This is a genomic window from Hyphococcus sp., from assembly GCF_965228385.1.
Classification (GTDB): Bacteria; Pseudomonadota; Alphaproteobacteria; order Caulobacterales; family Parvularculaceae; genus Hyphococcus.
The window spans coordinates 1,605,602-1,630,362 of record NZ_OZ245810.1; the positions used below are offsets into that span (position 1 = coordinate 1,605,602).

At 55.9% G+C, this 24,761-nt stretch carries 22 protein-coding genes and 1 pseudogene; 9 read left to right on the forward strand and 14 right to left on the reverse strand.

Annotated features, from left to right (window positions below; genetic code table 11):
• Window positions 1–22 precede the first annotated feature (22 nt).
• The 3 genes from ACQK2Q_RS07475 to ACQK2Q_RS07485 form a co-directional block, all read right to left on the reverse strand.
• Window positions 23–3,238, reverse strand: coding sequence for a TonB-dependent receptor (locus tag ACQK2Q_RS07475; RefSeq protein WP_425409121.1), 3,216 nt, complete (start codon window positions 3,236–3,238; stop codon window positions 23–25).
• Between the two features lie 303 nt (window positions 3,239–3,541).
• Window positions 3,542–5,305 (reverse strand): arginine--tRNA ligase, encoded by a 1,764-nt coding sequence (gene argS / locus ACQK2Q_RS07480; protein WP_425409122.1) that lies wholly within the window; start codon window positions 5,303–5,305, stop codon window positions 3,542–3,544.
• Window positions 5,302–5,859, reverse strand: a complete 558-nt coding sequence (locus ACQK2Q_RS07485) for a hypothetical protein (protein ID WP_425409123.1) — start codon at window positions 5,857–5,859, stop codon at window positions 5,302–5,304. The genes argS and ACQK2Q_RS07485 overlap by 4 nt, the downstream gene beginning before the upstream one ends.
• A 169-nt stretch (window positions 5,860–6,028) precedes the next feature.
• On the opposite strand from ACQK2Q_RS07485, the gene ispH reads away from it, so the two are divergent.
• The gene (ispH, locus tag ACQK2Q_RS07490) at window positions 6,029–6,997 is read left to right on the forward strand and encodes a 4-hydroxy-3-methylbut-2-enyl diphosphate reductase (RefSeq protein ID WP_425409124.1); all 969 of its coding nucleotides are present in this window, start codon (window positions 6,029–6,031) and stop codon (window positions 6,995–6,997) included.
• 29 nt (window positions 6,998–7,026) lie between these two features.
• Window positions 7,027–7,455 carry a ribonuclease HI gene (rnhA, locus tag ACQK2Q_RS07495; protein WP_425409125.1) on the forward strand — a complete coding sequence of 143 codons (429 nt, stop codon included), beginning with the start codon at window positions 7,027–7,029 and terminating at the stop codon, window positions 7,453–7,455.
• A 29-nt stretch (window positions 7,456–7,484) separates the two neighbouring features.
• Here the strand turns inward: rnhA and ACQK2Q_RS07500 are convergent, their stop codons facing one another.
• The gene (locus tag ACQK2Q_RS07500) at window positions 7,485–7,967 is read right to left on the reverse strand and encodes a peroxiredoxin (protein ID WP_425409126.1); all 483 of its coding nucleotides are present in this window, start codon (window positions 7,965–7,967) and stop codon (window positions 7,485–7,487) included.
• A gap of 125 nt (window positions 7,968–8,092) precedes the next feature.
• Here ACQK2Q_RS07500 and ACQK2Q_RS07505 point away from each other — a divergent pair, with 125 nt between their 5' ends.
• Window positions 8,093–8,719 carry a YqgE/AlgH family protein gene (locus ACQK2Q_RS07505; protein ID WP_425409127.1) on the forward strand — a complete coding sequence of 209 codons (627 nt, stop codon included), beginning with the start codon at window positions 8,093–8,095 and terminating at the stop codon, window positions 8,717–8,719.
• Window positions 8,720–8,740: 21 nt separating this feature from the next.
• Here ACQK2Q_RS07505 and ACQK2Q_RS07510 read toward each other — a convergent pair whose 3' ends face one another.
• The 5 genes from ACQK2Q_RS07510 to ACQK2Q_RS07530 all read right to left on the reverse strand — a co-directional run bounded on the left by ACQK2Q_RS07510 (window position 8,741) and on the right by ACQK2Q_RS07530 (window position 15,545).
• A complete protein-coding gene (locus ACQK2Q_RS07510) occupies window positions 8,741–10,975 on the reverse strand; it encodes an EAL domain-containing protein (RefSeq protein WP_425409128.1) in 2,235 nt (744 codons plus the stop codon).
• Window positions 10,976–11,184: 209 nt separating this feature from the next.
• On the reverse strand, window positions 11,185–11,808 hold the full coding sequence (locus ACQK2Q_RS07515) for a GNAT family N-acetyltransferase (protein WP_425409129.1): 624 nt from the start codon (window positions 11,806–11,808) through the stop codon (window positions 11,185–11,187).
• 39 nt (window positions 11,809–11,847) lie between these two features.
• Complete coding sequence (locus ACQK2Q_RS07520) at window positions 11,848–13,092, reverse strand: M16 family metallopeptidase (RefSeq protein WP_425409130.1); 1,245 nt, start codon at window positions 13,090–13,092, stop codon at window positions 11,848–11,850.
• A gap of 3 nt (window positions 13,093–13,095) precedes the next feature.
• Window positions 13,096–14,499, reverse strand: a complete 1,404-nt coding sequence (thrC, locus tag ACQK2Q_RS07525; RefSeq protein ID WP_425409131.1) for a threonine synthase — start codon at window positions 14,497–14,499, stop codon at window positions 13,096–13,098.
• Between the two features lie 14 nt (window positions 14,500–14,513).
• A complete protein-coding gene (locus ACQK2Q_RS07530) occupies window positions 14,514–15,545 on the reverse strand; it encodes an SMP-30/gluconolactonase/LRE family protein (RefSeq protein ID WP_425409132.1) in 1,032 nt (343 codons plus the stop codon).
• Window positions 15,546–15,725: 180 nt separating this feature from the next.
• Between ACQK2Q_RS07530 and rpmE the strand changes: the two genes are divergently transcribed.
• Window positions 15,726–15,950, forward strand: coding sequence for a 50S ribosomal protein L31 (gene rpmE, locus ACQK2Q_RS07535; RefSeq protein WP_425409133.1), 225 nt, complete (start codon window positions 15,726–15,728; stop codon window positions 15,948–15,950).
• Window positions 15,951–15,953: 3 nt separating this feature from the next.
• Here the strand turns inward: rpmE and ACQK2Q_RS07540 are convergent, their stop codons facing one another.
• Both ACQK2Q_RS07540 and ACQK2Q_RS07545 read right to left on the reverse strand, forming a co-directional pair.
• Window positions 15,954–16,469 (reverse strand): DUF1465 family protein, encoded by a 516-nt coding sequence (locus ACQK2Q_RS07540; RefSeq protein ID WP_425409134.1) that lies wholly within the window; start codon window positions 16,467–16,469, stop codon window positions 15,954–15,956.
• 170 nt (window positions 16,470–16,639) lie between these two features.
• On the reverse strand, window positions 16,640–17,974 hold the full coding sequence (locus ACQK2Q_RS07545; protein ID WP_425409135.1) for a hypothetical protein: 1,335 nt from the start codon (window positions 17,972–17,974) through the stop codon (window positions 16,640–16,642).
• Window positions 17,975–18,136: 162 nt separating this feature from the next.
• On the opposite strand from ACQK2Q_RS07545, the pseudogene trmFO reads away from it, so the two are divergent.
• The 3 genes and pseudogenes from trmFO (at window position 18,137) to ACQK2Q_RS07560 (ending at window position 21,396) form a co-directional block, all read left to right on the forward strand.
• Window positions 18,137–19,533, forward strand: a pseudogene (gene trmFO, locus ACQK2Q_RS07550) (methylenetetrahydrofolate--tRNA-(uracil(54)-C(5))-methyltransferase (FADH(2)-oxidizing) TrmFO).
• Window positions 19,534–19,736: 203 nt separating this feature from the next.
• Window positions 19,737–20,474, forward strand: coding sequence for a TetR/AcrR family transcriptional regulator (locus ACQK2Q_RS07555; protein ID WP_425409136.1), 738 nt, complete (start codon window positions 19,737–19,739; stop codon window positions 20,472–20,474).
• Window positions 20,475–20,505: 31 nt separating this feature from the next.
• Window positions 20,506–21,396, forward strand: a complete 891-nt coding sequence (locus ACQK2Q_RS07560) for a pirin family protein (protein WP_425409137.1) — start codon at window positions 20,506–20,508, stop codon at window positions 21,394–21,396.
• Here ACQK2Q_RS07560 and ACQK2Q_RS07565 read toward each other — a convergent pair.
• Window positions 21,393–21,587 (reverse strand): DUF1192 domain-containing protein, encoded by a 195-nt coding sequence (locus ACQK2Q_RS07565; protein WP_425409138.1) that lies wholly within the window; start codon window positions 21,585–21,587, stop codon window positions 21,393–21,395. The two genes, ACQK2Q_RS07560 and ACQK2Q_RS07565, sit on opposite strands and share 4 nt — an antisense overlap.
• Before the next feature lie 90 nt (window positions 21,588–21,677).
• On the opposite strand from ACQK2Q_RS07565, the gene ACQK2Q_RS07570 reads away from it, so the two are divergent.
• Together ACQK2Q_RS07570 and ACQK2Q_RS07575 are read left to right on the forward strand one after the other, a co-directional pair.
• The gene (locus ACQK2Q_RS07570; RefSeq protein ID WP_425409139.1) at window positions 21,678–22,667 is read left to right on the forward strand and encodes an NAD(P)H-quinone oxidoreductase; all 990 of its coding nucleotides are present in this window, start codon (window positions 21,678–21,680) and stop codon (window positions 22,665–22,667) included.
• Window positions 22,668–22,820: 153 nt separating this feature from the next.
• Entirely contained in the window at window positions 22,821–23,504 is a 684-nt protein-coding gene (locus tag ACQK2Q_RS07575; RefSeq protein WP_425409140.1) for a DUF1013 domain-containing protein, read from the forward strand.
• A 53-nt stretch (window positions 23,505–23,557) separates the two neighbouring features.
• Here ACQK2Q_RS07575 and ACQK2Q_RS07580 read toward each other — a convergent pair whose 3' ends face one another.
• Both ACQK2Q_RS07580 and ACQK2Q_RS07585 read right to left on the reverse strand, forming a co-directional pair.
• Entirely contained in the window at window positions 23,558–24,346 is a 789-nt protein-coding gene (locus ACQK2Q_RS07580; protein WP_425409141.1) for an SDR family NAD(P)-dependent oxidoreductase, read from the reverse strand.
• A 119-nt stretch (window positions 24,347–24,465) separates the two neighbouring features.
• Window positions 24,466–24,648: a YdcH family protein gene (locus tag ACQK2Q_RS07585; RefSeq protein WP_425409142.1), complete on the reverse strand. Its 183-nt coding sequence runs from the start codon at window positions 24,646–24,648 to the stop codon at window positions 24,466–24,468.
• Window positions 24,649–24,761 lie beyond the last annotated feature (113 nt).

The window sequence follows — 24,761 nt, forward strand, 5'->3', positions numbered from 1 at the left end:
TTGCATTCGACTATGTCTTACTCTAGAAATCGTAACGCAATCCGAAATTGATTTCCCAAACCGAGGCCTCAAAGATACGCGATTGCTCAGCCGGATCAGGGTCAAATGAATTGAACTGATACTGACCGGCAACAATTTCAGCCGCTATAATTTCGGCGTTGTGACCGGAATTGCCAAACGTCAGCTCACGATAAACGCCCCAGTCGTCATTCAACAGGTTCGTGAAATTGTCCACATCAATGATGAACCGCAGACGGTCCCCGTCGCGCAGACCCGGCAGTTCCTGTTCGAACCGGAGATCAATTTTACCCCACCAGTCAGACTCAAATCCGTTACGTGGTGCGATTTGTCCCCGATAGGCGTCGAGGCCAGTCGCTGCAAGGAACTGGTTGAAACCAGCAAGGTCAAATCCGGCGCCGTAGATAACGAGCGGATCGTCGCCAGCGCCCGGTCCAGACGGGATATAAAGCAACGAACGGTCTTCGGAACGATCGCTGTCGCCGAAAAGGTTCGTATCGGTAGCGACCGCATCTCCAGAGCTCGATCCGGATGTGTCAAATGTGTAGCTGAACGGCTTGCCGCTGTTCAACTGGCCCGTTAGCGACAAGCGGGTCTGCAAGTCACGAATGAACTCATAGCCCAAGTCAACGCGCGCGGTAAATGCATGCGTGACGCCATAGTTCGAACGGGCGACGATAGGATTATTATAGTCAATTGCAGCAATGTTCTCAAAGTTCGATTGCTGAGTTGAGCTTGTCGCCGGATTAACATCTTCAGAGTCCGTATACGCATAACCGCCATAGAATTTGGCGCTAAAGCGATCAAGGTTAATTTCCTTATCAAAGTAACCGGAGACAACAAATGTTTTCGGCTTCTGATCTGAATTTGTCAGCATCAGAACGCCGGCGTTTCCGTATCCGAACTGTGTATTGTAAATCGGACGTCCGTCCGGCGCTGTACCGATTACCCCGAGATCTAGGTTTTTCCAGATATTCGGATCTTGTTCGATATTGTAGAGCACATCCGCGCCGAAACCCCACTCATCACCCAGTCCGATTGCCGAGAAGTCAGCAACATACTTTGCGCCCAAGGTGAAGCGCCAGATCGACGACATCTTGTAGTCAGGATCAACCAGCGCAGTCGCACCCGTACCCAATGCCGATGAAGCCGCTACTTCATCCTGCATCGCTTGTGGAAGCGTAAAGCCGTCAAAGCCGTTGATCACCATGGGATCAGCTGAGAATGACGAACCCGGAAGAAACCCGGTGTTCGAGAAGCTGTTTGAAAGCCAGACTGAAGGATCGCCGCCTGAGAACCGGCCGACGCCCGCAGAAACGTTAAACCGATCTGTAACATCCCAGTCGAGGCCAACACGCGGTTGAAGCAGGGATAGACCATCAAATGTCGTATCGTTGGGCACCCCAAAGCGGTCCAGCACGATCTGATTGAAGGCGGGAGCGGTCTTCATAGAAATCCAGTCAAAGCGCAGGCCCGCCGTCAGCGTGACATTGCTCTGCAATGACCAGTCGTCTTGCACATAAGCAGTGTTCAATGAGCGTTTGAACGTAGCTGCGCCGTCCGCTTTTACGTTAGTGCCCGCATTTTGGTAAAAAATCGCCGACGGCATCATCGCCTGCAGGTCTGCAATCGAGTCAAACTCAGCCTGACCTTCGGAGAACGGCACAAACAAATTAAAGGCTTCGTATATGTCGCGCTCATACCCAAGTTTGAACAGATGATCGCCATAGGCGTATTCGCCTTTGAATTTTACATTCCATACACTGGCCGCCAGCGCGTTGGCGTGACGGAAAGAGTCCGGACCAACAAAGATTGCGCCGCCGCCGGGGGTGGCGATTTCAAACTGGGCGAAATCCGTTCCATTAAGCGAATTCTGGCCTGTCACCCGGTCCTGGTAAGATATGCGGACTTCCGTTGAGAAGTTATCCGTCCATTCCGAGAAAAGACGGCCGGAATAGGCTTCGAGATCTTCCGAACGTCGATACCAGTTCGACGCGAGGCCAAGGTCGCCCGCTGACGCGCTTGTATTTTGCGGCACAACGTTATCGCCAAATGTGTCCTGATACGCCAGTTCGAAACGATGATTGTCGGTAATGTAGCCGTTTAATTTTACGTAGAAACGCTCGTCCTGAACAGACGCGCTGTTCGGCAAGCCAAGCGGGTCAAATCCATAAACATCATTGAGGATCTGGGTAACGGTATCAACGTCAGCCTGCGTGACGCCGTTAACCTCGTTAGCGCGACCTGATCCTTCCGGTCCTGTATTGAAGCTGTCTGAGCCTTTGAATTTCTCATAGGCAGCGGTGAAGAACAGACGGTCCTTGATGATCGGGCCGGTAATTACAGCGCCATAGGATTTTTCATCGCTCTCAGGCTTGTTGACCGGATCTCCTTCAAGCGAGTCGCCGTGCAGACCTGCAAAATTGTAATCCACAAACAAACGGCCATGGAATTCATTTCCACCCGACTTTGTAACGACGTTCACGTTACAACCTGTGAAGCCGCCATATTCAACGTCCACCGGTGCAATTTCGACAGCGACCTGCTCGGAAACGTCAAAAGGAAACGGCAGTCGTTGTGTTGGGTAGCCGTTATTATTCAGGCCAAAGTCATCATTTTGTCGCACGCCATCGACAGTGAGCGAATTAAAGCGCTCGTTTGAACCGACGCAGCGTATGCCGCGTTCGAATGATTCATCGATTGTAATGCGAGGATCGAGCCGAATAACGTCCTTGATATCGCGGTTGACGACAGGCAGATCAGCAAGATCGGCGGCGCTGAATATTGCGGATGGCCCAGTCGCCACTTCGGCGACCGTGCCGCGGGATGCAACAACAACAATTTCATCGCTAGCAGTGGTGCCGCTAAGCTGAAACGGCACGTTAGTCGTATCGCCAAGAGTTAACCGAATATCCGCTACTGTTTGGTCTGCATATTGATCCGTAACAACGCGTACGGAATAAAGGCCGCTGACGGAAAGACCACGCGCTGAGAAAGCGCCGCTCGGTCCTGTAGTCGCCGATGTGGAGGCGCCGGTCGTCTGATCCGTAATCGTAACCTGAGCGCCGGAAACCGGCTGACCGTTCGGCCCTACAACCGAACCTCTGATGGCGCCCGTTGTAGATTGCGCAAAAGCCGGCGTCGGCGCTGTGACCGCCGCAAACGCCGTTGTGATCGCTATCGCGGCTACGCCGGCGGAAAGCGTTTTTGATAGTGTCATGAAAATATCCCCAAGCTGGAACTCAAATTGCCGCAACCCCAGGCGCGGCGCTGTAAACACGATGGTCCCATAGGTAATTGACATGACATTTGAATGACAATCCTGAACGCTTTTCAGTAAATTTCTGCGACGTTTTGGCGCCGCCGCAAGACTGCGCGGGGTGTGGGAAATTAGGCTTTTGTAAACATGATTTTAGAGGGGCCAGCGCTTCAAACGCGCCACGAAAAGTCCGGCTTGGGGATGGCGGCGCGATAAAATTATTGGGCGCAGTGTGTGCGCCATGCCACACACGATGTTACTTGATTACATGCGTTCAGGCGTCTCAATCCCGAGCAATGTCAGCGCCGATTCGATCTGGGCGCCGGTTTGAGTCGCAATCATCAGGCGGGATGCGCGCTTTTCCGCATCGGCTTCATCGACAATGCGGCAGGCGGCGTAGAACTTCGAAAAGGCCTGCGCAAGCTGGAAAGCATGGTCGCAGATCAGGTGCGGCATCCGCTTGAGATAGGCGTCGCGCACGGCTTCGCCAAAACTGAGCAGCAAGAGCGCCAGGTCGCGCTCTTCCGGTTCGGTAATCGTGATGGCCCCAGGCGCGCCCGCCTTCGCCGCGCTCGCCTTTGCGAGCACCGAGCGGATACGAACGCCTGCGTATAAAAGATACGGGCCGGTTTTGCCTTCAAACGACATGAACCGGTCCAGATCAAAAATATAATCGCTGGTTCGCGGGTTTGAGAGATCGGCGAATTTCAGCGCCGCAACGCCAACCTTGCGCGCAATTTCGGTCGTTTCCCTGTCGTCGAAATCTTCAGCGAGCCCGTTTTCTGCAAGCCGTTCGCGCGCCTTTTCCGTCACCATATCGATGAAGTCGCGCAATTTCAGCGTTCCGCCCGCCCGCGTCTTGAACGGCTTGCCGTCCTTGCCGTTCATCGTGCCGAACCACAAATGTTCAAGGCGCCCTTCTTCGAAATACCCGGCCAGATCCACAGCCCTGAAGACCTGTTCGAAATGCAGCCGCTGGCGCGCATCCACGACATAAAGAATGCGATCGGGATCAAACTCGCGTTTGCGATCGACAATCGTGGCGATATCGGTCGCGTGATAGCCAACCGCGCCTTGTGAATTCAAAAAGATGATGGGCGGCATCTCTTTTTTGTCGCTGTCGCGGGCCACGCGAATGATCTGCGCGCCGTCGGACATTTCAATAACGCCGCGCTTATTCAAATCCTCGGTCAATTCCGGAATGAGCGGATCCGCGTCGGCCTCGCCTTTCCACAAATCAAACTCGACGCCAAGATCATCATAATCCTTGCGCATCGCTTCGACGGACAGATCAACGAAATGACCCCACAGGGCGCGATAGCCGGGCCGTCCGCTTTGCAACTCTTTGGTGGCTTTGCGCGCCGCATCCGCCCGCGCCGGATCGGCTTTGCACGCGGCGGAGGCCACAGGATACATCTCTTCCAGATCGGTGAGACTGATTGGCGGCTGCGCGGGAAACGGCCCTTCGGCGCCGGCCTCGAAATACGCAAGCTCAGGCTGGCGCAATTCCAATTCGGAGATGAGCTGACCCATCTGCAGGCCCCAATCGCCGAGATGCACGTCGCCGGTAACATTGTCTCCGACAAAGCGGCAGAGCCGTTTCAGGCTTTCGCCGATAATCGCCGCCCGCAAATGGCCCACATGCAACGGTTTCGCTACATTCGCGCCGCCATAATCAATGATGATATTTTCCGGCGCCGACCGCCGCCAGTTCCCGCTGCTCTGATCATGCCGCATCGCCTGAAGGCGTTCCGACAAATAATCATCCGTCAACGTCAGGTTGATGAAACCCGGTCCCGCCACCGCGACTTCTGCGAACACGTCCGCATCCGACAGTCTGTCTTTAATGTTCTGCGCAAGATCGCGGGGGTTCTTTTTCGCAGCTTTCGCCGCCGGCAGTGCGCCGTTACATTGATACTGCGCCAGGTCAGGCCGGTCAGCGCGTTTGACCGCGCCCAACCCATGGTCAAGGCCTTCGCTGGCGAAAGCATCGCCAACGATTTTCGACAGTTCCTGGAGCAGACTCATTTTATGTCGGGGAATTTCAGGCTTTTGCCGGACCGGTTGTAAATCGCCTGCTGCGGGGTGACTGCAAAACCGACGACAATTTCGAAATTGACGCCCGAGACCTGGTCGCTGGCTCGCGGAATCAGAATTTCATCAACTTCGACCCGCTGAACCGCCACCGCCTCATCGCCGTCCCACTCCACCGGCACGGCGAATTCGCTTTTAGCGATAACCTCCGTGTTCGTGCGCGTAACGGCGACAAAATATTTGAAGATTTTTTCGCTTTGATCCGCTTTCGGACCCCGGCCAAAAGCAAGATCGATGGACAGCTCCATTTCGATAGGCTCATCCGAGAAGTATCGGCATGCGCTGCCCACATCAACGACCTCGCCGGTATAGGCGATATCCTGCAGCGTTTCTTCACCGCTAAATTCGATAAATCGCGCCGCCTCTTCGAGAACTATAATGTTCGGGCATGGCGCGGGATTGGCCTCTCTCTCCGCGCGAAGTTCTTCAGTTGACCCGCACCCTGCAGCGAGTGCGGCGATTAGCGCTCCAACCAGGAGTTTTTTCATGCGCCAAAACCCTTATATCTAACACGAAATCGCCTCGCCGCCGCCTTGCAACCGCCGCGCTGGCGTCCCTACATCGAGGGCGGTTTCTCGTAGCGCCTCGCTGCGCACAGCGCAATGTCTGGAAAGCCGGGTACGGGCGATCAAAGACACTAAAGGAGATCGGCGTTCAATGGATGCGCCTGACCGCAATGCCGCCGCAAGTAAACCGCCGATAACCGTGCGTCTGTCCTCCCCCCGGGGATTTTGCGCCGGCGTCGAGCGGGCCATACGAACGGTGGAAGAAACATTGGCCCATTATGGGGCGCCGGTGTATGTGCGCCATGAAATAGTCCACAACGTACATGTCGTCTCGCGTCTCGCGGCCATGGGCGCCGTTTTTGTTGAGGATTTGGCTGACGCTCCGGCGGATCGCCCTGTGGTTTTTTCCGCCCACGGGGCGCCGAAAACAGCACATGACGAAGCCGAGCGGCGCAATCTTGTCAAAATTGACGCCACCTGTCCGCTTGTCACCAAGGTTCACAATGAAACCCGCCGCCATATAGCTGCGGGACGCCGCGTTTTGCTGATCGGCCATGAGAATCATCCCGAAGTGATCGGCACAATGGGACAGGCGCCGGCCGGGGCTGTCACCCTCGTCCAATCCGAGAACGACGCCCGCCTGTTGCCGCCCACAGATGCAGCGCTCGCTTATGTGACGCAGACAACGCTTTCCGTGGACGAGACGCGCGGCGTCATTGCGGCGCTCAAGGATCGCTTCCCGCAAATACACGGGCCCGCGCGTGAAGACATTTGTTACGCTACATCCAATCGCCAAGCGGCGGTCAAGGCGGCAGCGTCAGGCGCCGATCTTTTCGTTGTCATCGGATCGTCAACATCCTCTAACTCTGTTCGGCTTGTGGAAACCGCCCTTCAGGCCGGCGCCGTGAACGCCGTTCTGACTGATGACGCCGCAACGTTCGACTGGAAACTCTGCGAAGAGGCAAACACCATCGGGTTAAGCGCCGGCGCGTCTGCGCCGGAGGAGCTTGTAGAAGAATTTCTGGAATATTTGGCCGGCATGCGCATGGTGATCATAGAATCAGTAGAAACGGCGACAGAAAACATCGTATTCAAATCGCCTTTCCGGCTGGCGAGCTAGTCGCGCGGGGACGTACAGGACTTATCGCTATGATTGAAATTTTTACGGATGGGGCCTGCCTCGGCAATCCGGGCCCCGGCGGATGGGGCGTTTTGATATTGAATGGCGATGAGACGCGCGAGCTGAGCGGCGGCGAGTCTCAAACCACAAATAATCGGATGGAGTTAATGGCGGCGATCCGGGCGCTTGAAGATACAGCGCCCGATAAACCGATTACGCTGCATACTGACAGTCAATATGTAAAAAACGGCATTACCACCTGGATACACGGGTGGAAACGCAATGGCTGGAAAACAGCTTCCAAAAAACCGGTAAAAAACCGCGATTTGTGGGAGGCGCTCGACAGGCTGATCGTCGCCCGCAAAATTGACTGGCGCTGGGTGAAAGGTCATGCGGGTCACCCTGGCAACGAACGCGCCGACATGCTGGCGAGTGAAGCGGCGCAATCGGTCCGCTGACCGCGCCGCATTAACACGCTATTTTACAATTACAGCTGTCCGAGCATATGCTCGGCGCTTGAGACGTCGAACGCACCCGGCTCTTCGACATTGAGTTCTTTGACAACGCCGTTCTCAATAACCGCTGAGAATCGTTGTGCGCGCTCGCCCATGCCGAAACCCTTGCCGTCCATAGTCAGTCCCAGCGCGCGTGCGAAATCGCCATTGCCGTCAGCCATCATTTCGACTTTGTCGCCTGCATTCTGATCTTTGCCCCACGCATCCATAACAAATGCGTCGTTGACCGACATACAGACAATTTTGTCGACGCCCTTTGCTTTAAATTCATCGGACTTGTCGACAAATCCCGGCAAATGTTTGGCGGAGCAAGTAGGCGTGAACGCACCGGGTACGGAAAAAAGCGCAACCTTTCCCGAACCGAAGAGCTCTCCAGTTTTCGCCTCCTGCGGGCCATCGGCCGTCGCCAGCATTACCTTCACATCAGGCACCTTGTCGCCAACGGAAATCGTCATCGAAATTCTCCTTTCAGAGGGTTGCTTTGACGCGGGTTGTAAAACGGCGAAAGGCGCGCGTCTACCGCACCGTCCATGAACGGCGCTCTTGCATCGCAATTCGGACAGTCCTACCTTTATGATATATGGCGACGAAAGACTGCAAAGCCCCGGAAGACGCCCAGGATTTTCTGGAAGGCCAGGTGCTGATCGCCATGCCGAATATGGGCGACCCCCGCTTTGACCGCTCCGTGGTGTTTATTTGCGCGCATGACGAAGAACACGCCATGGGCGTCATCGTGAACAAACCGCTGGATGACATCGAACTTTCGGCGCTTCTGGAACAACTAGAAATCGCGGCCCAACCACAAGCGGATGAAACGCCCGTGTATTTCGGCGGTCCGGTACAGACCGAGCGCGGGCTGGTGCTGCATACGCTGGATTACAAACTCGACACGACGCTGGCGTTAAGCGATTCCTTCGGTTTAACAGCCAGTCGGGACATTCTGATCGACATCGCCGGCGTATCGCCGCAACGCCCGGCGCCGCGCCGTTATCTGCTGGCAATCGGCCACGCCGGTTGGGGACCAGGCCAACTTGAGCAGGAAATCGCCATGAACGCCTGGGCGCATTGCGAGCCTGACGAAGAAATCATTTTCAGCGGCAGTAAAGAGCCTGTCTGGAAAAGGGCGCTGTCAAAGCTTGGCGTGACAAGCGCAATGCTGTCGCGCGAATGGGCCTCGGCGCGCGACGACAATCAGCCGCTGAATTAACAATTCTTGTTTTAATTTTTATCAACGCAAACCGTTAGACCGGCCCCATAATCGCCAGCCCCGGTTTTTTCGTTCCTGCGCATTGCCGCCTTCGCCGCCGCCGCTGAAATCGACTTCAATTTTCTTTTCAAAGGATTTTTCTGCAGCCGGGGTTTGATCATCTGCGGATTCAGTCAGTTGCGCGTCGCTCTCCGAAGAGCTTACCGGTGCTTTCAAACGAACGTCAGTCTTTTCCGTCGCCGCCAGATCTGGCGCCGCGAGATCCGATGAGGTTTGTTCCGGCGCCGCCGCAAATTTCAACTTTTCCGAAATCGTCTCTTCTGCGGGTTTATTTGAATTCACATCCATCACCGGACGATCCAGCGCTTCCGGTTTGCCGAATTGATAGCCCTGACCAAACGCGCAACCAAACTGCTTTGCTTTCTGCGCCGCGCTTTTTGACTCAACGCCTTCGATAATCACTTTAAGACCCATAGCTTTACCGAGCGAAGCGAGCGAATTGACGATCTTTGCGCCGTCGCCGCCGGATTCGAGATCGCGGGTGAATGATTTATCAATTTTGAGATAATCGAAGTCGTATTTGCGCAAATTTGAAAGACACGTAAAGCCAGCGCCAAAGTCATCAAAAGCCAGCGCAGCCCCGGCGTCTTTCAGTTTTTTAAAGACATCCGCCGCAATCGCATCGTCGGTCACTGCGTCAGCTTCGGTAAGCTCCAGAACGAGAGATTTTTTCGGAAGATCGTATTTTGAAACGGTGTCGCGAACCGCATTGAGAAATTCATCTTCCCGAATTTGCCCCCATGAGACATTCATGGCGACAAAAAGGTCCTTGCGCTTTTCCTTTTCCAGCGCTTCAGCCAGAAATAACGCCGCCTGATCCAGCATGGTCAGCGCGAGCGCGCCGCCTTGTCCCGCCCGTTCGGCGGCCTTGACAAACTGCTCCGGCCCCTCATCGGCTCCACCCTCCTGATCACGCCAGCGGGCAAGCGCCTCAAACCCGGCGACTTTGTGATTGTCCAGTGCAACAATAGGCTGGAATGCGGCGATGATATCGCCGTTTTCAAGGGCTGTTGCGACTTTCGCCGCCATTGCCCCCGGCGCAGATGGAACGATGGCCGCCTCGGTCGCTGACCGCAAGCTTACTTCATTCACACCATTTGAATCGCCGGTTTTAGGGCCGATATTTTCCACGAAAGCAACGAGGCGCTCGATTTCACCAGTATTGTTATCAGCTGCGCGCGCGCCCCGCATGCGGATGACACGGCCGTCAAAAAGCTTCAGATGAACGTCGAAAGGGCCGTCCTCGCTCGACATCACGTCATTATCAAAACGGGAAACATCGTCCTCGTGAATAAAGTTACGAAATGCATCGGGCGTAAAGGGCGCATCTGAATCAGCGCCGAGCAGCGACGCCAGCGAATGCGTCTGATCAATCGACTGCTCGCTCCAATCCCAGATCCCGACGCCGGAATAGTCGAGAACGCGCGCAATCTGGCTGTCGAGCACGATCTCAGTGCGTTCGCGAGAGGCGCGATACTCTTTATGCCGGCTGTGGCCGTCTGCTTTTTGCTTGTCGTTAAAAGCAAAGCCGTCAGCGGGTGCAACGCCGCGCAGCGGCGTCGCGCCCCCTTCTGTCAGGGCGACTATGCTGGCGGAAAGAACGCCAAGGGTGAACAATCCGTGCGAAGCAAACGCCATTGCCGATGATTCGCCGCCAATCATAGCGATGACAGGCGCGGCGGCGGCCAGCGCTACACCGGGAAGAATCAGCCGGGCGCCGCTGTCGCCCCGAAAGGCCTGCAGCGCAGACAGTATAACGGCGAACCCGCCGACGCCGATCAACGCCGTGCGCATCAGCGGCGCAAGATCGACCCTGTCAAAGAAGTTGATGACGCCCATACCGCCAAGCACAAGCGCCGCCGTAAACATGACGCCGCCCAGGAGCGCGTTATAGCGCGCGGCGCCAATGGCCGCGGAAAGAAACACGATGGCCCCGGCGGCAAATAACGCTTGCATCATCACCAGGCCTTCCGCCGGCATGGCTGAGAAAAACCCGAGCCAGGAGAATTCCAGCGCCGCCGCGCCTGCGACCATCAACAGCGCGCAAACCGCGAGCCCGCTTCGCCTGATCGCCGCATATCCAGCCAGAAACGCCATTGCCACAAAAAAAGCGCCCGCTACGGCGCCGCGCATCAACTCAGCTTGTGCAAAACCAGAAAACCCGTCCGCCAGACCGAAACTACCGACTGCTATCATTTGCCCCAACACCCCTGATATTTACCCCGGTTTCGTCTGTTTGCGCCCAAGCAAACAGCTCTTGTATTAAGCGCAGGCGTTGCAAAAGGCGCGCCTGCGCTTGCCGGCGCTAACCATGATCAACCCCGAAATCCTGATACATATATTCACGCTAATGTGACATTATCGCAAGAGCCGAGCGCGGCGCAGCAGCAATTTTTTCACTCGATTCAACGCAAAGTAGGAGAAGCGGAAATTGCCGGGGCCGGTATGCGATTATCATCTGCAATAAGGCTGAAAATCAGGTGATCGCGCCAGGCGCCGTTGATTTTCAGGTATTCCCGGGCCAGTCCCTCCTGCTTGAAACCGCACCTATCGAGAAGATTTTGCGAAGCAGCATTTTCCGGCTGACAGGCCGCCACAAGCCGATGAAGGCCGATAGCGTCGAATGCGTGATCCACGATCGCACGCACCGCCGAAGACGCGTAGCCGCAGCGCAAATAAGGCGAACCGACCCAGTATCCCAATATGGCTGACCTTGCAGCGCCGTAGCGGATGTTGGACAGCGTTACGCCGCCTACAATAACGCGGTCGTTTCGCCGGAAAATCAACAGCGACAATCCCCCTCCCCGCTGGGCGTCTCTGGTTTGCGCGGCAAGCCGGCGCTTGAAGACGGCGTGCGATAAATCCTGCGGCGCCCAGTCTTCTTCCCATGCAATGAGATGCTCGCGACTTTGCTCGCGCAATTGCGACCATTCCGCATAGTCCGACGATTTTGCGGTGCGCAAATATACCGGATCGCAGACTAACACCGGATCAAACGCCGGATGATTTGGCGACTTCGATAAAAACATGGGCCGGTTTATAGCGCAAATTCGCGAAGACGCGATGCGTTACGCGAATAATGCGTGCACGGCAGCAGCGTCCCCAGGACCCACCATCGATACCGCGCAAAGTCCGCCGGCGGCGCGCTCAGCGCACCTTTTCAAATCGCTGACGGAAATCGCCTCAATACGATCAATAATTTCATCAGGCGTCATCAGGGAGCCGTAGACAAAAAGTTGACCGGCCGCGGCTTCTATCCGGTTTCCCGGGTTTTCCAGACCCATCATCAAAGAAGACCGCAGCATAGCCTTGGCGCGCGCGATTTCCTTATCCTCAAGCGTTGAGGGCGCATTTTGCATCTCATCGCGGATGATTGCCGCCGCCGCCACAATCTGCTCGGCATCTGCGTTTACATAGGCGCCCGTCAGGCCGGATTGTTCAAAGCCATCGGCGAAGGCGTAGATTGAATAGGCGAAGCCATGCTCTTCGCGAACTTTCTGAAATAGCCGGGAAGACATGCCCCCGCCCATAATGTCAGAATAAAGCCGTGTTGCGAAAAAATCTTCGTGCCCTGATGAAACGCCTGGAAAGGCGAGCGCCAGATGCGTTTGCTCGATGTCGCGCGCATCGTGGGTGACCCCGCCGTAAAATGTCGGCTCCCTGCGTTGTAAGGCGTCGCCTTTATCGGCCGCTTCACCGAAATATGTTTCCATCAAATCAAAAAGATCGTCTTCGCTGACGGCGCCAGCGGCGGCAATAATAGTTTCCGACGGCCGATAATGCCGCGTCATAAAATTTCGCAGCGACTGAGACGTCTGCGCGCGCACGCTCTCAGGCGTACCAAGTATTGTCCGGCCGAGCGGATGATCTTTCCAGGCGACTTCAGTCAGGCGTTCGAATACAATATCGTCGGAGGTGTCCGCCACCTCGCCTATCTCCTGAACGACGACTTCGTGTTCTTTTCGTAACTCATTTTCATCAAAAATCGGGTGTTGCAGAATGTCGGCGAGCATATCCACGCCCAGCCGGATGTCTTCCTTCAAAAATCGGGCGTAATACCCCGTACGCTGATGGGAGGTCGCCGCATTCAAATATCCGCCGACAGACTCAATTTCTTCTGCAAGCGCGCGCGCCGTACGTCTTTTTGTGCCTTTGAAAGCCATGTGCTCCAGCAGATGAGCAACGCCGTGTTCGGTTTCACGCTCATCCATGCTGCCGGCGCGCACCCATACGCCAAGGGCCACGGTTTCTAGACTTGGCATCGGGTCCGCAATGACCCGTACGCCATTTTTGAGCTGATGAATTACGCTCACGATTTAACTACCTGAAAATTTACGATCAATAATCGATTTAATTGCAACCATGTCGGCAGCGGCCTTGCACATATCTTCCGGACGGTCAAACAGGTCGGCATACGCCGCGGGTAATGCGGGTGTGCGGCCCGTCGCTTTTTCCACGGCTTCCGGAAATTTGGCGGGATGAGCCGTTGAAAGCGTCACCACTTTTCCTGAAAGCGCGCCTTCCTGACGCAGTCTTATCGCCGCAGCGCGGGCCACGGCCGTATGCGGATCAATCAACGCCCCGGCGACGTCATGGTGGCGCGCAATTTCATCCAGCGTCTCTTGCTCGCCTATGGCGGCGGAGACAAAGTCTTCTTGGATACTATGCAGCGTTGTTCGGTCCATCTTCAACGTCTTGTCGCGCGCAAAGGATTCCATTGCTTCGCGCAACGCATCGTGATCACGATGTTTGGCTTCAAACAATAACCGCTCGAAGTTTGAGGCTACCTGAATATCCATGGACGGCGCGTGCGTCGGCGTTACGCCGTGGGGCGTGTAGTCGCCGGCGCTGATAGCGCGGTGCAGAATATCGTTTGAATTCGCAGCCACGCCAAGTTTTCCAATGGGCAGTCCCATACGTTTGGCGGCGTAGCCGGCGAATACATCGCCGAAATTGCCTGTGGGCACGACGAAGTGAATCTTCTCATTTTGTTTTGCTACGCTTGCCCAGGCTGTGAAATAGTAAACCGTTTGCGCGGCCAGCCTCGCCCAATTGATGGAATTCACGCCGCCAAGCCGAACCCGTTTGACAAAAGCCTCATCGGCGAACAGCGACTTTACGATATTCTGGCAATCGTCGAATGAACCGTCGACGGCGATGTTGCAGACATTGGACGCGATAACGCTTGTCATCATTCTGCGCTGCACGTCGCTGACGCGTCCTTCCGGATGCAGCACAACGATATTCACGCGTTCGCACGATTTTAGCGCCTCTATTGCGGCGGAACCGGTATCGCCCGAGGTCGCGACAATGATCGTCAGTGTTTCATCGCGCCGCGCCAGCGCGGCGTCGAACATCCGGCCGAGAATTTGCATGGCGAAATCCTTGAACGCCAGCGTCGGCCCATGAAACAGCTCAAGAATGTAATCCTCATCGCCGATCTGGCGCAGCGGTGCGACCGCAGGATTGGAAAAGCCGCTGTAAGCTTCAGCGGCCATTGTCTGGAGCGCCGTTTCATCAAGCGTATCGCCTGTAAATAACGATATTACGCCCGCAGCAGCTTCCGCATACGGTCTTTCGCCGAGCGCTCTTGCTTCTCTTTCACTAAGCGCCGGCCATTTTGACGGCATGTACAGCCCGCCGTCCGGCGCAAGGCCGGTCAAAAGGGCGCCTTCAAAATCGACAGCGGACGCGCGTCCGCGGGTGGATATATAGTCCATGGCGGTCTCTTGGCTTAGTTAATGCGTTTAGGCAAATCGCACAGCAGAAATTTCTGCTCATACAGCGCGCCGAGAACCAACCTGTCGCCGGCGCGGGCGGCGACGGTGGACGCGGAAATCTCTTCGCCCGCATTACGGTAAACCGTCCGCGCCCCGCCTTGTTTGTTAATCAATAAAACTTCCGACGGGGCGATCGCTGACGCGTTTTTCTTTAGCGCCGGTGTTTTTAACGGTTTTGGCAACGCGCCAACCCAGACATTTCCATCCTGGTCTATGGTGATGTTGTCCGGCGACGCGCCGATCCTGATTGTTTCAGCGGGACGCAGGGCGCCGGCCTCGCGGTCATAGACGCGCACTGCCATGCCCGCCGTTTCGGCGACATAGAGTTTCTCGCCTTCCGGCGTCAGCGCGAGGCCATTCGCAAAACGCAACCCGCCGGCCGCATGTCTCCAGACATCGCCGTCGACATGATAGATGTCGCCAAGACCGTGCCTCAATAAAAAGTGCAAATTGGCGATGCGGGCATTGCGTCCAGGGCGCACATCGTTGGTCACATAAAAGCTGCGCGGTCCGGTTGCAGCGACGCTGTTGGGGCTTGTCAGGCGCCGTTCGGCGTAGGTTTCAAGGTGCGTCAGATCGCCGTTATCCTCAACGGCGAACATCTCTACCGAGGGTCCGACCTCGTTAACCACGAACAGGCGCCGTACGTTTTCATGTTCGTAATAATCCAGCCCGAGAGGCCGGAAATCCTGCGGCGCGCCCATGGTCCGGTCGCGAAAGCCGTCTGAGGCGAGCGGGTCATCCATATCAAACAAATGAATGGCTCCCCGCGCAGCGGAATCGCGCCTGTCCAGCGATGAAATAAAGGCCAGCCCGCGCTTGTCATCAACGCTGATGTCTTCTGGTCCCGCAATCCCCTTGACAGGCGTACACCCGGGCAGCGGCACAGATTCAACACTTCTGAATTGATTGAAAGAACGCAGATTAATCACGGCCGCACCGCCGGCAAGCAACGCTAACACCGCTAGGAACAACAAAAAACGCATGAATATCGGGCCAGCGCAGCAATCGAACGGAAACTGTCAAAAGCTTAACATTCAGGGCGGAGCGCCGCTAGGCGTGAAATGTCACATTTCAGGGGTTGCGCCGCGGACCCGCCTTGCGTATACGCCCGGCTCTTATCCGTATCAAACCAGACCAATCTGCTCGCGCGAAGGGCCGCCGCCATGAAGAAAGACACCCATCCCGATTATCACACGATCAATGTCGTGATGACCGACGGCACGACTTTCGAGACGCGATCAACTTACGGTTCGGAAGGCGCGACCCTGAATCTGGATATTGACCCGACCAGCCACCCGGCCTGGACGGGCGGACCGCAGCGTGTCGGCGAGCGCGGCCGCGTTTCCAAATTCAATCAGAAATTCGGCAGCTTCGGCCTGAAGAAGTAAGTCTTAGCTTCGGCTTCCAAATGCTTTGAAGAGCGCGCGCTGCTGTGCGGCGGCGTCATTTTTTTGCTCATCGACCTGACGGGCTGAAAACAGCTCGCCGTCCAGGCGGCTGATGCGCGTATAAAGCTGATGCGCCTCATCGATAAGCGTAATTAATCTTTCCGGCAGGCCATCGGATTTGAAACTTACCGACGCCGCTTCGCTTGGCGTCAATCGGTATTTCGTTTCTCCCGCTTCGCCGACGCCCATCTCGCCTTCACGCACGGCGCGCAGGACGAGCAGCCAGGAGGCGATTTGCATAAGCTGCGTTGTCAAACGCATAGAGGCGCCGGCGTAAGAAAGCGCCGCATCACGCGGCAATTCCTTTGACGCATCGCGCCCCTCGCCGTCCAGATAATTCGCCGTTTCCTCGACGAGTTCCATGCCCTCGCGGAACGTGCGGGCGAAAACTTCCGACGATACGAAAGTCGCTGCGCCGCGCGCGTCCGTTTCGCCGATATTCTTGATATTTATGCTCATTACTGTCCCGCCACCTTCAGGATGCCGCTCCCGGTCAATTTAGGCAAGGCTTTGCAACCCGCCAGACGCCCGTTTCAGCAAAAATTCAAAATCGTGGAACAAGTTCAGCAATGCCTGTGCCAGCAACCTGAAGGAGAATGGGCCTGGCTTTACACACGGAAGAGCAAGCTTCAGGCGGAAACGCGTAAATCAGATTCCGGCGAGGCGGCTTCGGTTTCGCGGTAAAGGCGGCCATAAAGCCCTGCTGCGACGCCAAAAGAGAAGAACGACCAGAAAATATTGAACAGAATTTTGGTAATGTTCCAGATCCACACAAAAGTCGGCAGAACCCACTCCCCTGTCACGCCGCTGTTCACCAGCCGCGTGGAAACAGCCGTTGCGGCGTAAAGGCTGTTGATGATCCATGGCAGGAGCGCGCCGAGGAATAGACCGTTAATAATCACGACCTGCACAAACAGCAAAAACAGACTGACAAAGGTCAGGATCACCCACAGTTTCAGAATGTTCCAGCCCCGGGTGGTTTGAAATGCGCCGGCGAAGCTGAATGACTTTCTGCACACGGCCACAGCCGGATAGGGATAAAGCCGAAGATTGAAATAGCCGATCAGCAAATAGGCGACGATGCCGAAAATCAAAATAGCGTCGACCGGCGATCCCGCCAGGTTTTTTGCAGCGTCCCCGCTCAGCCCGGCAATCTGCTGATAGCTTTGCAAAACCTCCTGACGCAGCGCAAAATAGGCTACTGCCAGAAAAGCCGCTGTCGCCATCAAGGTAACCAGCGCCCGTAAAATTGCGTTGCCGCGCTCCGGCGCCTGCGGCCGGTTGCGCGGCGAAAAATGCAAAAACACGATGATCCAGAGAATAATCGCGAAAGGCGCCACGAAGGCCGCAGGCAAGGCGTGGCTGTAAATCCATGCCATGCCCTGTTCCGCCAGCGTTGCGCCGGCGGTTGTAAATTCGATGGTGTGCAAGCTCTCAGGATCGGGAAAAACCGCACGCGTTTCTGTCATGGCGGCGACGATATATTTCAAAGCATAATATGACGCGCCTGCGACCGGACCGAACACGAGCAGGGCTACAAAGAGAAAACTGAACAACCCGGCCACGATGAACCGCACCTGATCCGGACCGAAGGGCGCGCGGATAACGCCCGGCGCCGGCTTTTCGCCTAACCCTGCGTAGCGGATCAGCGGGGCCATAAAAGACGCCACTAGAACGGTTTGCAGAAAAGTCAGCGCTGCGGTGATCGACCACATGCCCGCGGCGTTGTTGGCGAACCCCGTCGCCGCATGTTGCGTATATAACTGCGTCGCACTTAAATAATTCGGTATATCCTCAAAAGTAATCACGCGCCCGGCGATAATTGAAAGATAGCCGAATACCGCCGCCATATTGGCGAGCAGCAAAAGCGACAGCGGCAGCCACGCCACCCTCGCAATCGTTTCCATACGACGGCCGCCAAAATTCAGCGCGTCGCCAATGACTGATAAAATACGCAACCCCATCCCGGCCCCTTATGCGCCGGCGCGCCGGCGGCAATTTTTTTCCAAGCTAACCGCAAAAACTGCTCCAAGCCAACTGTCGCTTCCATTTTGGATTAACCACGTTTGTAGCAGCGGTGGAGAACCCCATTGCACAGCGCAATTTCTTCATTAGAAGCGCTGGATATGACGGAACAGCAGATCATTCACATCATCGGCGGCGGTCTCGCAGGATCGGAAGCGGCCTGGCAGGCGGCCAATGCAGGCGCGCGCGTGATCCTTCACGAAATGCGTCCCTTGCAAAAAACCGAAGCGCACCAGACAGACGGCCTTGCTGAGCTTGTCTGTTCAAACTCATTTCGCTCCGACGATGCTGAAAACAACGCCGTCGGTCTGCTGCATGAGGAAATGCGGCGCGCGGGCTCGCTGATCCTGAAAGCGGCGGACGCCAATAAAGTCCCGGCCGGCGGCGCGCTCGCCGTCGACCGCGATGCGTTCTCTGCTGCGGTGACAAGAAATATCGAGGGCCATCCGCACATTGAAATCAGGCGGGAATTGATCGACGGTTTGCCGCCGGAAAATTGGGACAACGTCATTATCGCCACGGGGCCGCTTACCGCTGCACCACTGGCTGACGCAATCCGTGAATTTACAGGCGAAGAATCTCTCGCTTTTTTCGATGCTATTGCGCCCATCATTTACAAGGAATCAATTGATTTCAACGTGGCGTGGTTTCAGTCGCGCTACGACAAAGTAGGCCCGGAAGGCGACGGCGCCGATTATATAAACTGCCCAATGAATGAAGATCAGTACACGGCTTTTCTGAATGCTCTCAGTGAAGGCGAAAAAACCGAATTCAAGGAATGGGAAAAATCAACGCCCTATTTTGAAGGGTGTTTGCCGATCGAAGTGATGGCGGAACGCGGACCTGAGACGCTGCGGTACGGTCCCATGAAACCCGTCGGCCTCACCAATCCGCATACCGGCGAAAAGGCGCACGCCATTGTTCAACTGCGTCAGGACAATGCTATCGGCACGTTATACAATATGGTCGGTTTCCAGACGAAACTGAAATACGGCGCGCAACAGACAATTTTCCGCATGATACCGGGGCTTGAGAACGCAGAGTTCGCGCGTCTTGGCGGCATTCACCGCAACACGTTTTGAATTCGCCGAAACTGCTTGATAGCGGCCTTCGCCTGAAAACCCGCCCCGCATTGCGTTTCGCCGGACAGATTACCGGCGTTGAAGGTTATCTCGAAAGCGCCGCTATCGGTCTTCTCGCGGGTCGCTTCGCCGCCGCAGACAGCGCTGATGTTGTACCGCCGCCGGTCACGACAGCGCTGGGCGCACTGTTGGCGCATATCACTGGCGGTCATATTTCAGACGGGCATGCGAAGACCTTTCAGCCCATGAATATCAATTTCGGCCTGTTTCCTGAGATTGAAACGCCGCGCAAGGACGCCGACGGTCGCCGCCTCAAGGGCAAGGAGCGCGGGCGAGCGCGCAAGCGGCTGATTTCCCGGCGCGCGCTTGACGACATCGGAAAATGGCTGGGCGACAAGCCCCTGGCGGCGGAATGACGATAATCTCCCCCGCGATGTGGAGTGGGCCGCGACGGGCAATGCCCGCCGCGGCCCCCCCGACGTGCAGCAGGGGGAGAACACCGCACAGCCGGGAAACTGACCACTTCAATGATTGCAGGAATTGCCGGACGCTTGTCCAGACCGGCCAAACCTGTTTAGGTCAGATGACCTAGACGAAAGTCCGGATTTAGGGGGGAGCGGTGGCGTCGTCAACACAGACAGAAGATAAAGTTCGCCAGGCCAAGGTAAATTTCGCGCAATGTGACAATGCTGAAGTCGCAAAAGCGCTTGAAGCCATCACAGCGCATTTAAACGATCTGAAACGCGCCAGGCCAACAAAAGAGATCGGCGACGGCAAACCCGGCCGAACGCAAAAAACCATCAAGCGCATTTTAAGAGCCGCCTATGACGTTTTTACCCGCGAAGGCCACGCCGGATTATCCTTACGCAAGGTAGCGGATGAAGCGGGAATAGCGGTCGGCAACCTTACCTATCATTTTCCGGCCAAGACCGTGCTGATTGAAACCATGTTGCGCGAAGCTCTTAGCGACTATGTGGAAGCACACCTGGAGCATTTGCAGCCCGATCGCGACACGCCGCTGGAAAGCCTGATGAAAGTTGTGGAATTTTATGTACGCAACGCGCGCACGAGCCATCAGTTTTTTTACCAGTTGTGGGGATACGCCGGCAGCGGTGAGGACGCGAAAGCGAATGTCCGCAGCCTGTACCGGCCCATCGGCAGGTTTGTGTATTATCTCGTGAAAGCCGCCAATCCAAAACTGACTGACGACGAGATACGCCGTGCGGTCTTGCAGATCTTCAGTTTGGAAGAAGGCTATAAACTGTTCATCGGCATGGGCCCTGAAGACGCGTCCGCCATTCAAACGGCGGAAGCCGATATACGCATACTCACCAAGCGCATTATCGATATGGGTTGATCATGCGCGCGCGCCGTCGCACATTTATACCATGAGCACAATCCATCTGATCATCGAACCGCGCACCCGCGATCTTGGCGGATTTACAGTCGGCCGCGTCCTTCCTTACGCAAAACGCCGCACTGTCGGGCCGTTTATATTCTTCGACGAAATGGGCCCCGCTGAATTTGCGCCCGGGACCGGTATCGACGTGCGCCCGCATCCGCATATCGGGCTGGCGACCGTAACGTATCTTTTTTCGGGAGAAATCCGCCACAGGGATAATCTCGGATTCGATCAGGTCATTCGGCCGGGCGACGTCAACTGGATGACCGCCGGGCGCGGTATCGTTCATTCCGAGCGCACCGATGACCAGGCCCGCAAAAACGGCCAGAAGATGCATGGCATCCAGAGCTGGGTCGCGTTGCCGGAAGACGCGGAAGAAACCGACGCCTCATTTCATCATCATCCGAAAGCGTCGCTGCCGGTGATAGAACGCGACGGCGTTTCCATGCGGCTGATCGCAGGCAGCGCCTTCGGGCGAACCTCGCCGGTGAAAACATATTCTCCCATATTTTATCTCGGCGTAGAGGCGTCAGCGGGCGCAGATATTCCGTTACCGGATGAATATGATGAACGAGCGCTTTATATATTATCAGGCGTGGCCGATATCGATGGCGAACGCCATGACAGAGCCCGCATGGTTGTCTTCAACGAAGGCGCAAAACCGCACATTAAGGCAATTGAAGACACCCAGGCGATGCTGCTTGGCGGCGCGGCCATGGGCAAGCGCCACATCTGGTGGAATCTCGTTTCCTCCAGCGAGGCCCGCATCGAAAAAGCCAAGGCCGACTGGGCGGCTTCTGCTGATGCCGGTTTCAAGGACAGCGTCTTTTCCCTGCCGCCGGACGAAGTAGAATTCATTCCGCTGCCGTCGGACTAAATCTTGAACAGCTTCTCCGCCGCGTCGCGTGTTGAGCCGCGATCGTTCTTGGCTGCTTCGCAGCGTTTGATTTCCGACTTCAGCGCTTCAATGCGTTCATCGAGATCGCTGACGGAAAGCGGATACAGATCTTGTTTCGCCAGAAATTTCAACGTCATATCCGGCTTGTCATTAAGTGGTTCATCATCCACGGCGAGATCTCCCGATGTTTGCAAGAGAGGCTGGATTTTGCGAAATCATGACCGCGAGCGCAAGAATTCGGTTCATTTTTAGGAGCGACGATGGCTATTCCCTCGACCATGCAGGCTGTGGAAATAGAAACGCACGGCGGCCCGGAGGTATTGAAGCTGACGGAGCGCCCGACCCCATCGCCCGGCGACGGTGAAGTCCTGATCCGCGTCGCCGCATCCGGCGTCAACCGGCCGGACGTCTTGCAGCGCAAGGGACTTTACCCGCCACCGCACGGCGCCAGCGATTTGCCTGGCCTTGAAGTCGCCGGCGAGATCGCCGCAATCGGCGACGGCGCCGGGGAATGGAATGTCGGCGACCAAGTGTGTGCGCTCTTACCCGGCGGCGGCTATGCGCAATACGCTGCGGCGAACGCCGGTTCATGCTTGCCGGCGCCCAAAGGGCTGTCGCCAGAAGAAGCCGCGTCCCTGCCTGAAACAGTGTTTACTGTCTGGGCGAATGTATTTGACGATGCGAAATTAAAAGACGGCGAGCATTTTGTTGTGCATGGCGGGACTAGCGGCATCGGCGTGACGGCTATCGCCATGGCCAAAGCATTCGGCGCGAAAGTCGCCGCCACAGCCGGGACGCAGGAAAAATGCGAGGCGTGTCTAAAGCTCGGCGCGGACGCAGCCTTCAACTATAAAAATGATCCGTGGGAAGAGGAGATTGTTAAATACGGCGGCGCAGACGTAATCCTCGACATGGCTGGCGGGGATTTCGTATCGCGCAATCTCGCCTGCCTCAATCCGGGCGGGCGGCACGTTTCGATCGCATTTCTACGCGGCGCCGAAGCCAGCATCAATATTTTCGCGATCATGCAAAAACAACTCAGGCTTTCAGGCTCGACAATGAAAGCGCGATCAATGGAGGAAAAAGCCCGGCTCGCCCGCGATATCCGCGCAAATGTGTGGCCAAAGCTCGAAAGCGGCGAGATCAAGCCTGTCATCGATCAGGTTTTCACCATGGCGGAAGCCGCCAAGGCTCATAAACGCATGGAATCCGGCGCCCATATCGGAAAAATCATTCTGAAATCGGGGTAATTCCGCCTTGGCGTGACCGGGCAAAGCGTTTATATGCGCTCAAGAAATGCTTTCCCCGACAATCCGGCGGTTAGCGCGGTCCCCGGAAAGGGCCGTAGGAACAAACACTTATGCAAAGCGCGCTAAGTTCGCGCGAATGACTGGAGATGCCTTATGGCCGATCGTCCGCTAATGCCCATCGCCACCGCGGTCTGGCTGATAGACAACACCGCTTTGACCTTTGACCAGATTGCCGATTTTTGCGCGTTGCACCCCTTGCAGGTGAAAGGCGTCGCAGACGGCGACGTCGGCGCAGGCGTACGCGGTATTGACCCGATCGCCACGCATCAGCTGACCAGGGACGAAATTGAAAAAGGTCAGGCTGATTCCGATTACCGGCTTAAATTGTCGCGGCCAAAAACCATCGTGGCTGAAAAACCGCAGAAAGGGCCGCGCTACACACCGGTTTCAAAGCGCCAGAACAGGCCAGATGCGATTGCATGGATGGTGCGCAATCATCCTGAAATTTCTGACGCGCAAATTGCAAAATTGCTCGGCACGACAAAAACCACCATTCAGTCTGTCCGGGACCGGACTCACTGGAATTCGTCCAATCTCGAACCGCGCGATCCAGTGGGCTTGGGTTTGTGCAGCCAGATCGATCTCGATGCTGTTGTGCGCAAGGCGGCCGCCAAAAAAGAGCGCCTGCAAAAAGATCAGCCCCAGCCGGATTCAGGTCCCGCCCTTGAACCGACACAGGATGAAGCGCCTGCGGAAGAAGACGAAAATAAAAAGTCTTTCGACCCTGCAAAAGTGTTTGCCGATTTCAGCACCGATTCGTCAAAAGGCGATAACTAAACAGCGTTGCGCGCTGCATATTGTAAAGAATTTGGCGTAAGACTTCGCAGCCGCTATTCAGGTTTCTTCTTTTTTTCGCCGGCGGCGTTATTCGCCGCCAGCTTGCCGCCGTCCACATAAACTGTCTGGCCCGTCACGTAGGATGCTGCATCGCTCGCCAGAAAGAAAACCACTTCCGCAACCTCGTCAGGATCGCCTATCCGGTTTAACGGCGTTGCTTCGCGTTCCCGGTCCCGCTCGGCTTCCTCGGCGATTTCACCCTTTATGGCGCCGACGCCTACAAGGTTCGCCCGCACGCCATAAGGCGATAGCGCCATGGCGACTGCCTTTGTCAGCTGATGCAGCCCGCCTTGCGATGTCGCAAACGCGACGTGATCAGCCGCGGCCGTGACCGCTTCGACGGATCCGATATTGACGATAGCGCCCGGCACTTCATCACCGTCAGAGTCGTCCAGTCTTTTGATAAACTGCTTTGCAACGGCCTGATTGATCAAAAAGGCGCCGCGTATATTCGCCGCGACTATGCGGTCAAAATCCTCTTCTGTCGTCTTCAGAAAGGGCGCCGAGAACTGTTCCATGACTGTATGCGCTAGAACATCAACGCGGCCGAAAGCGTCAATGGCTTCAGCAATCACGTTGTGAACATCCAGGCGTTTTGACATATCCGCGTGAACAAAAGCCACTTCAACGCCCGAATCTTCTAACTCCTGCGCAAAGGTTTTTCCGCGCATCTCATCAGGATCAGCCAGCAGCAAATTATCGCCGGCTTCTGCAAATCGCCGCGCGCAGGCCGCGCCCACGCCTTTAGCAGCGCCTGTGATAATAACCGTTCGATGCGTCATAAATGCGCTTTCAAAAAATGCGCGGCGCACTTTTGAAAGATGCGCCGCTTAGCTATTCGACTGAATATCAGGTCATTGAAAGACCGGCGGTCTTGACGCCGTATCTATAAGGAATGCTCTCAATTAATATTTTTGCTCTGTACCCTGAGCTCTTCCAACTGATCCTTGATTTTCAATTTCTGGCGCTTCAGCTCCACTAAACGAAGATCGTTATACCCTGGACTTTTGACTTCCGACGAAATCGCCGTTTCCAGCTCCTGGTGCCGCCTGTTGAGCGAATCCATATGAGCTTTTATCGCCATGATTGGCCTCCTTTGGCATAAGTGGAACAATGCCATGATTAAACCACGGAGAGCCCCTGCTTGTCACGGATTCTTGTGTTAACAGCCATAAACCAAGCATATTGCTCCAGGCT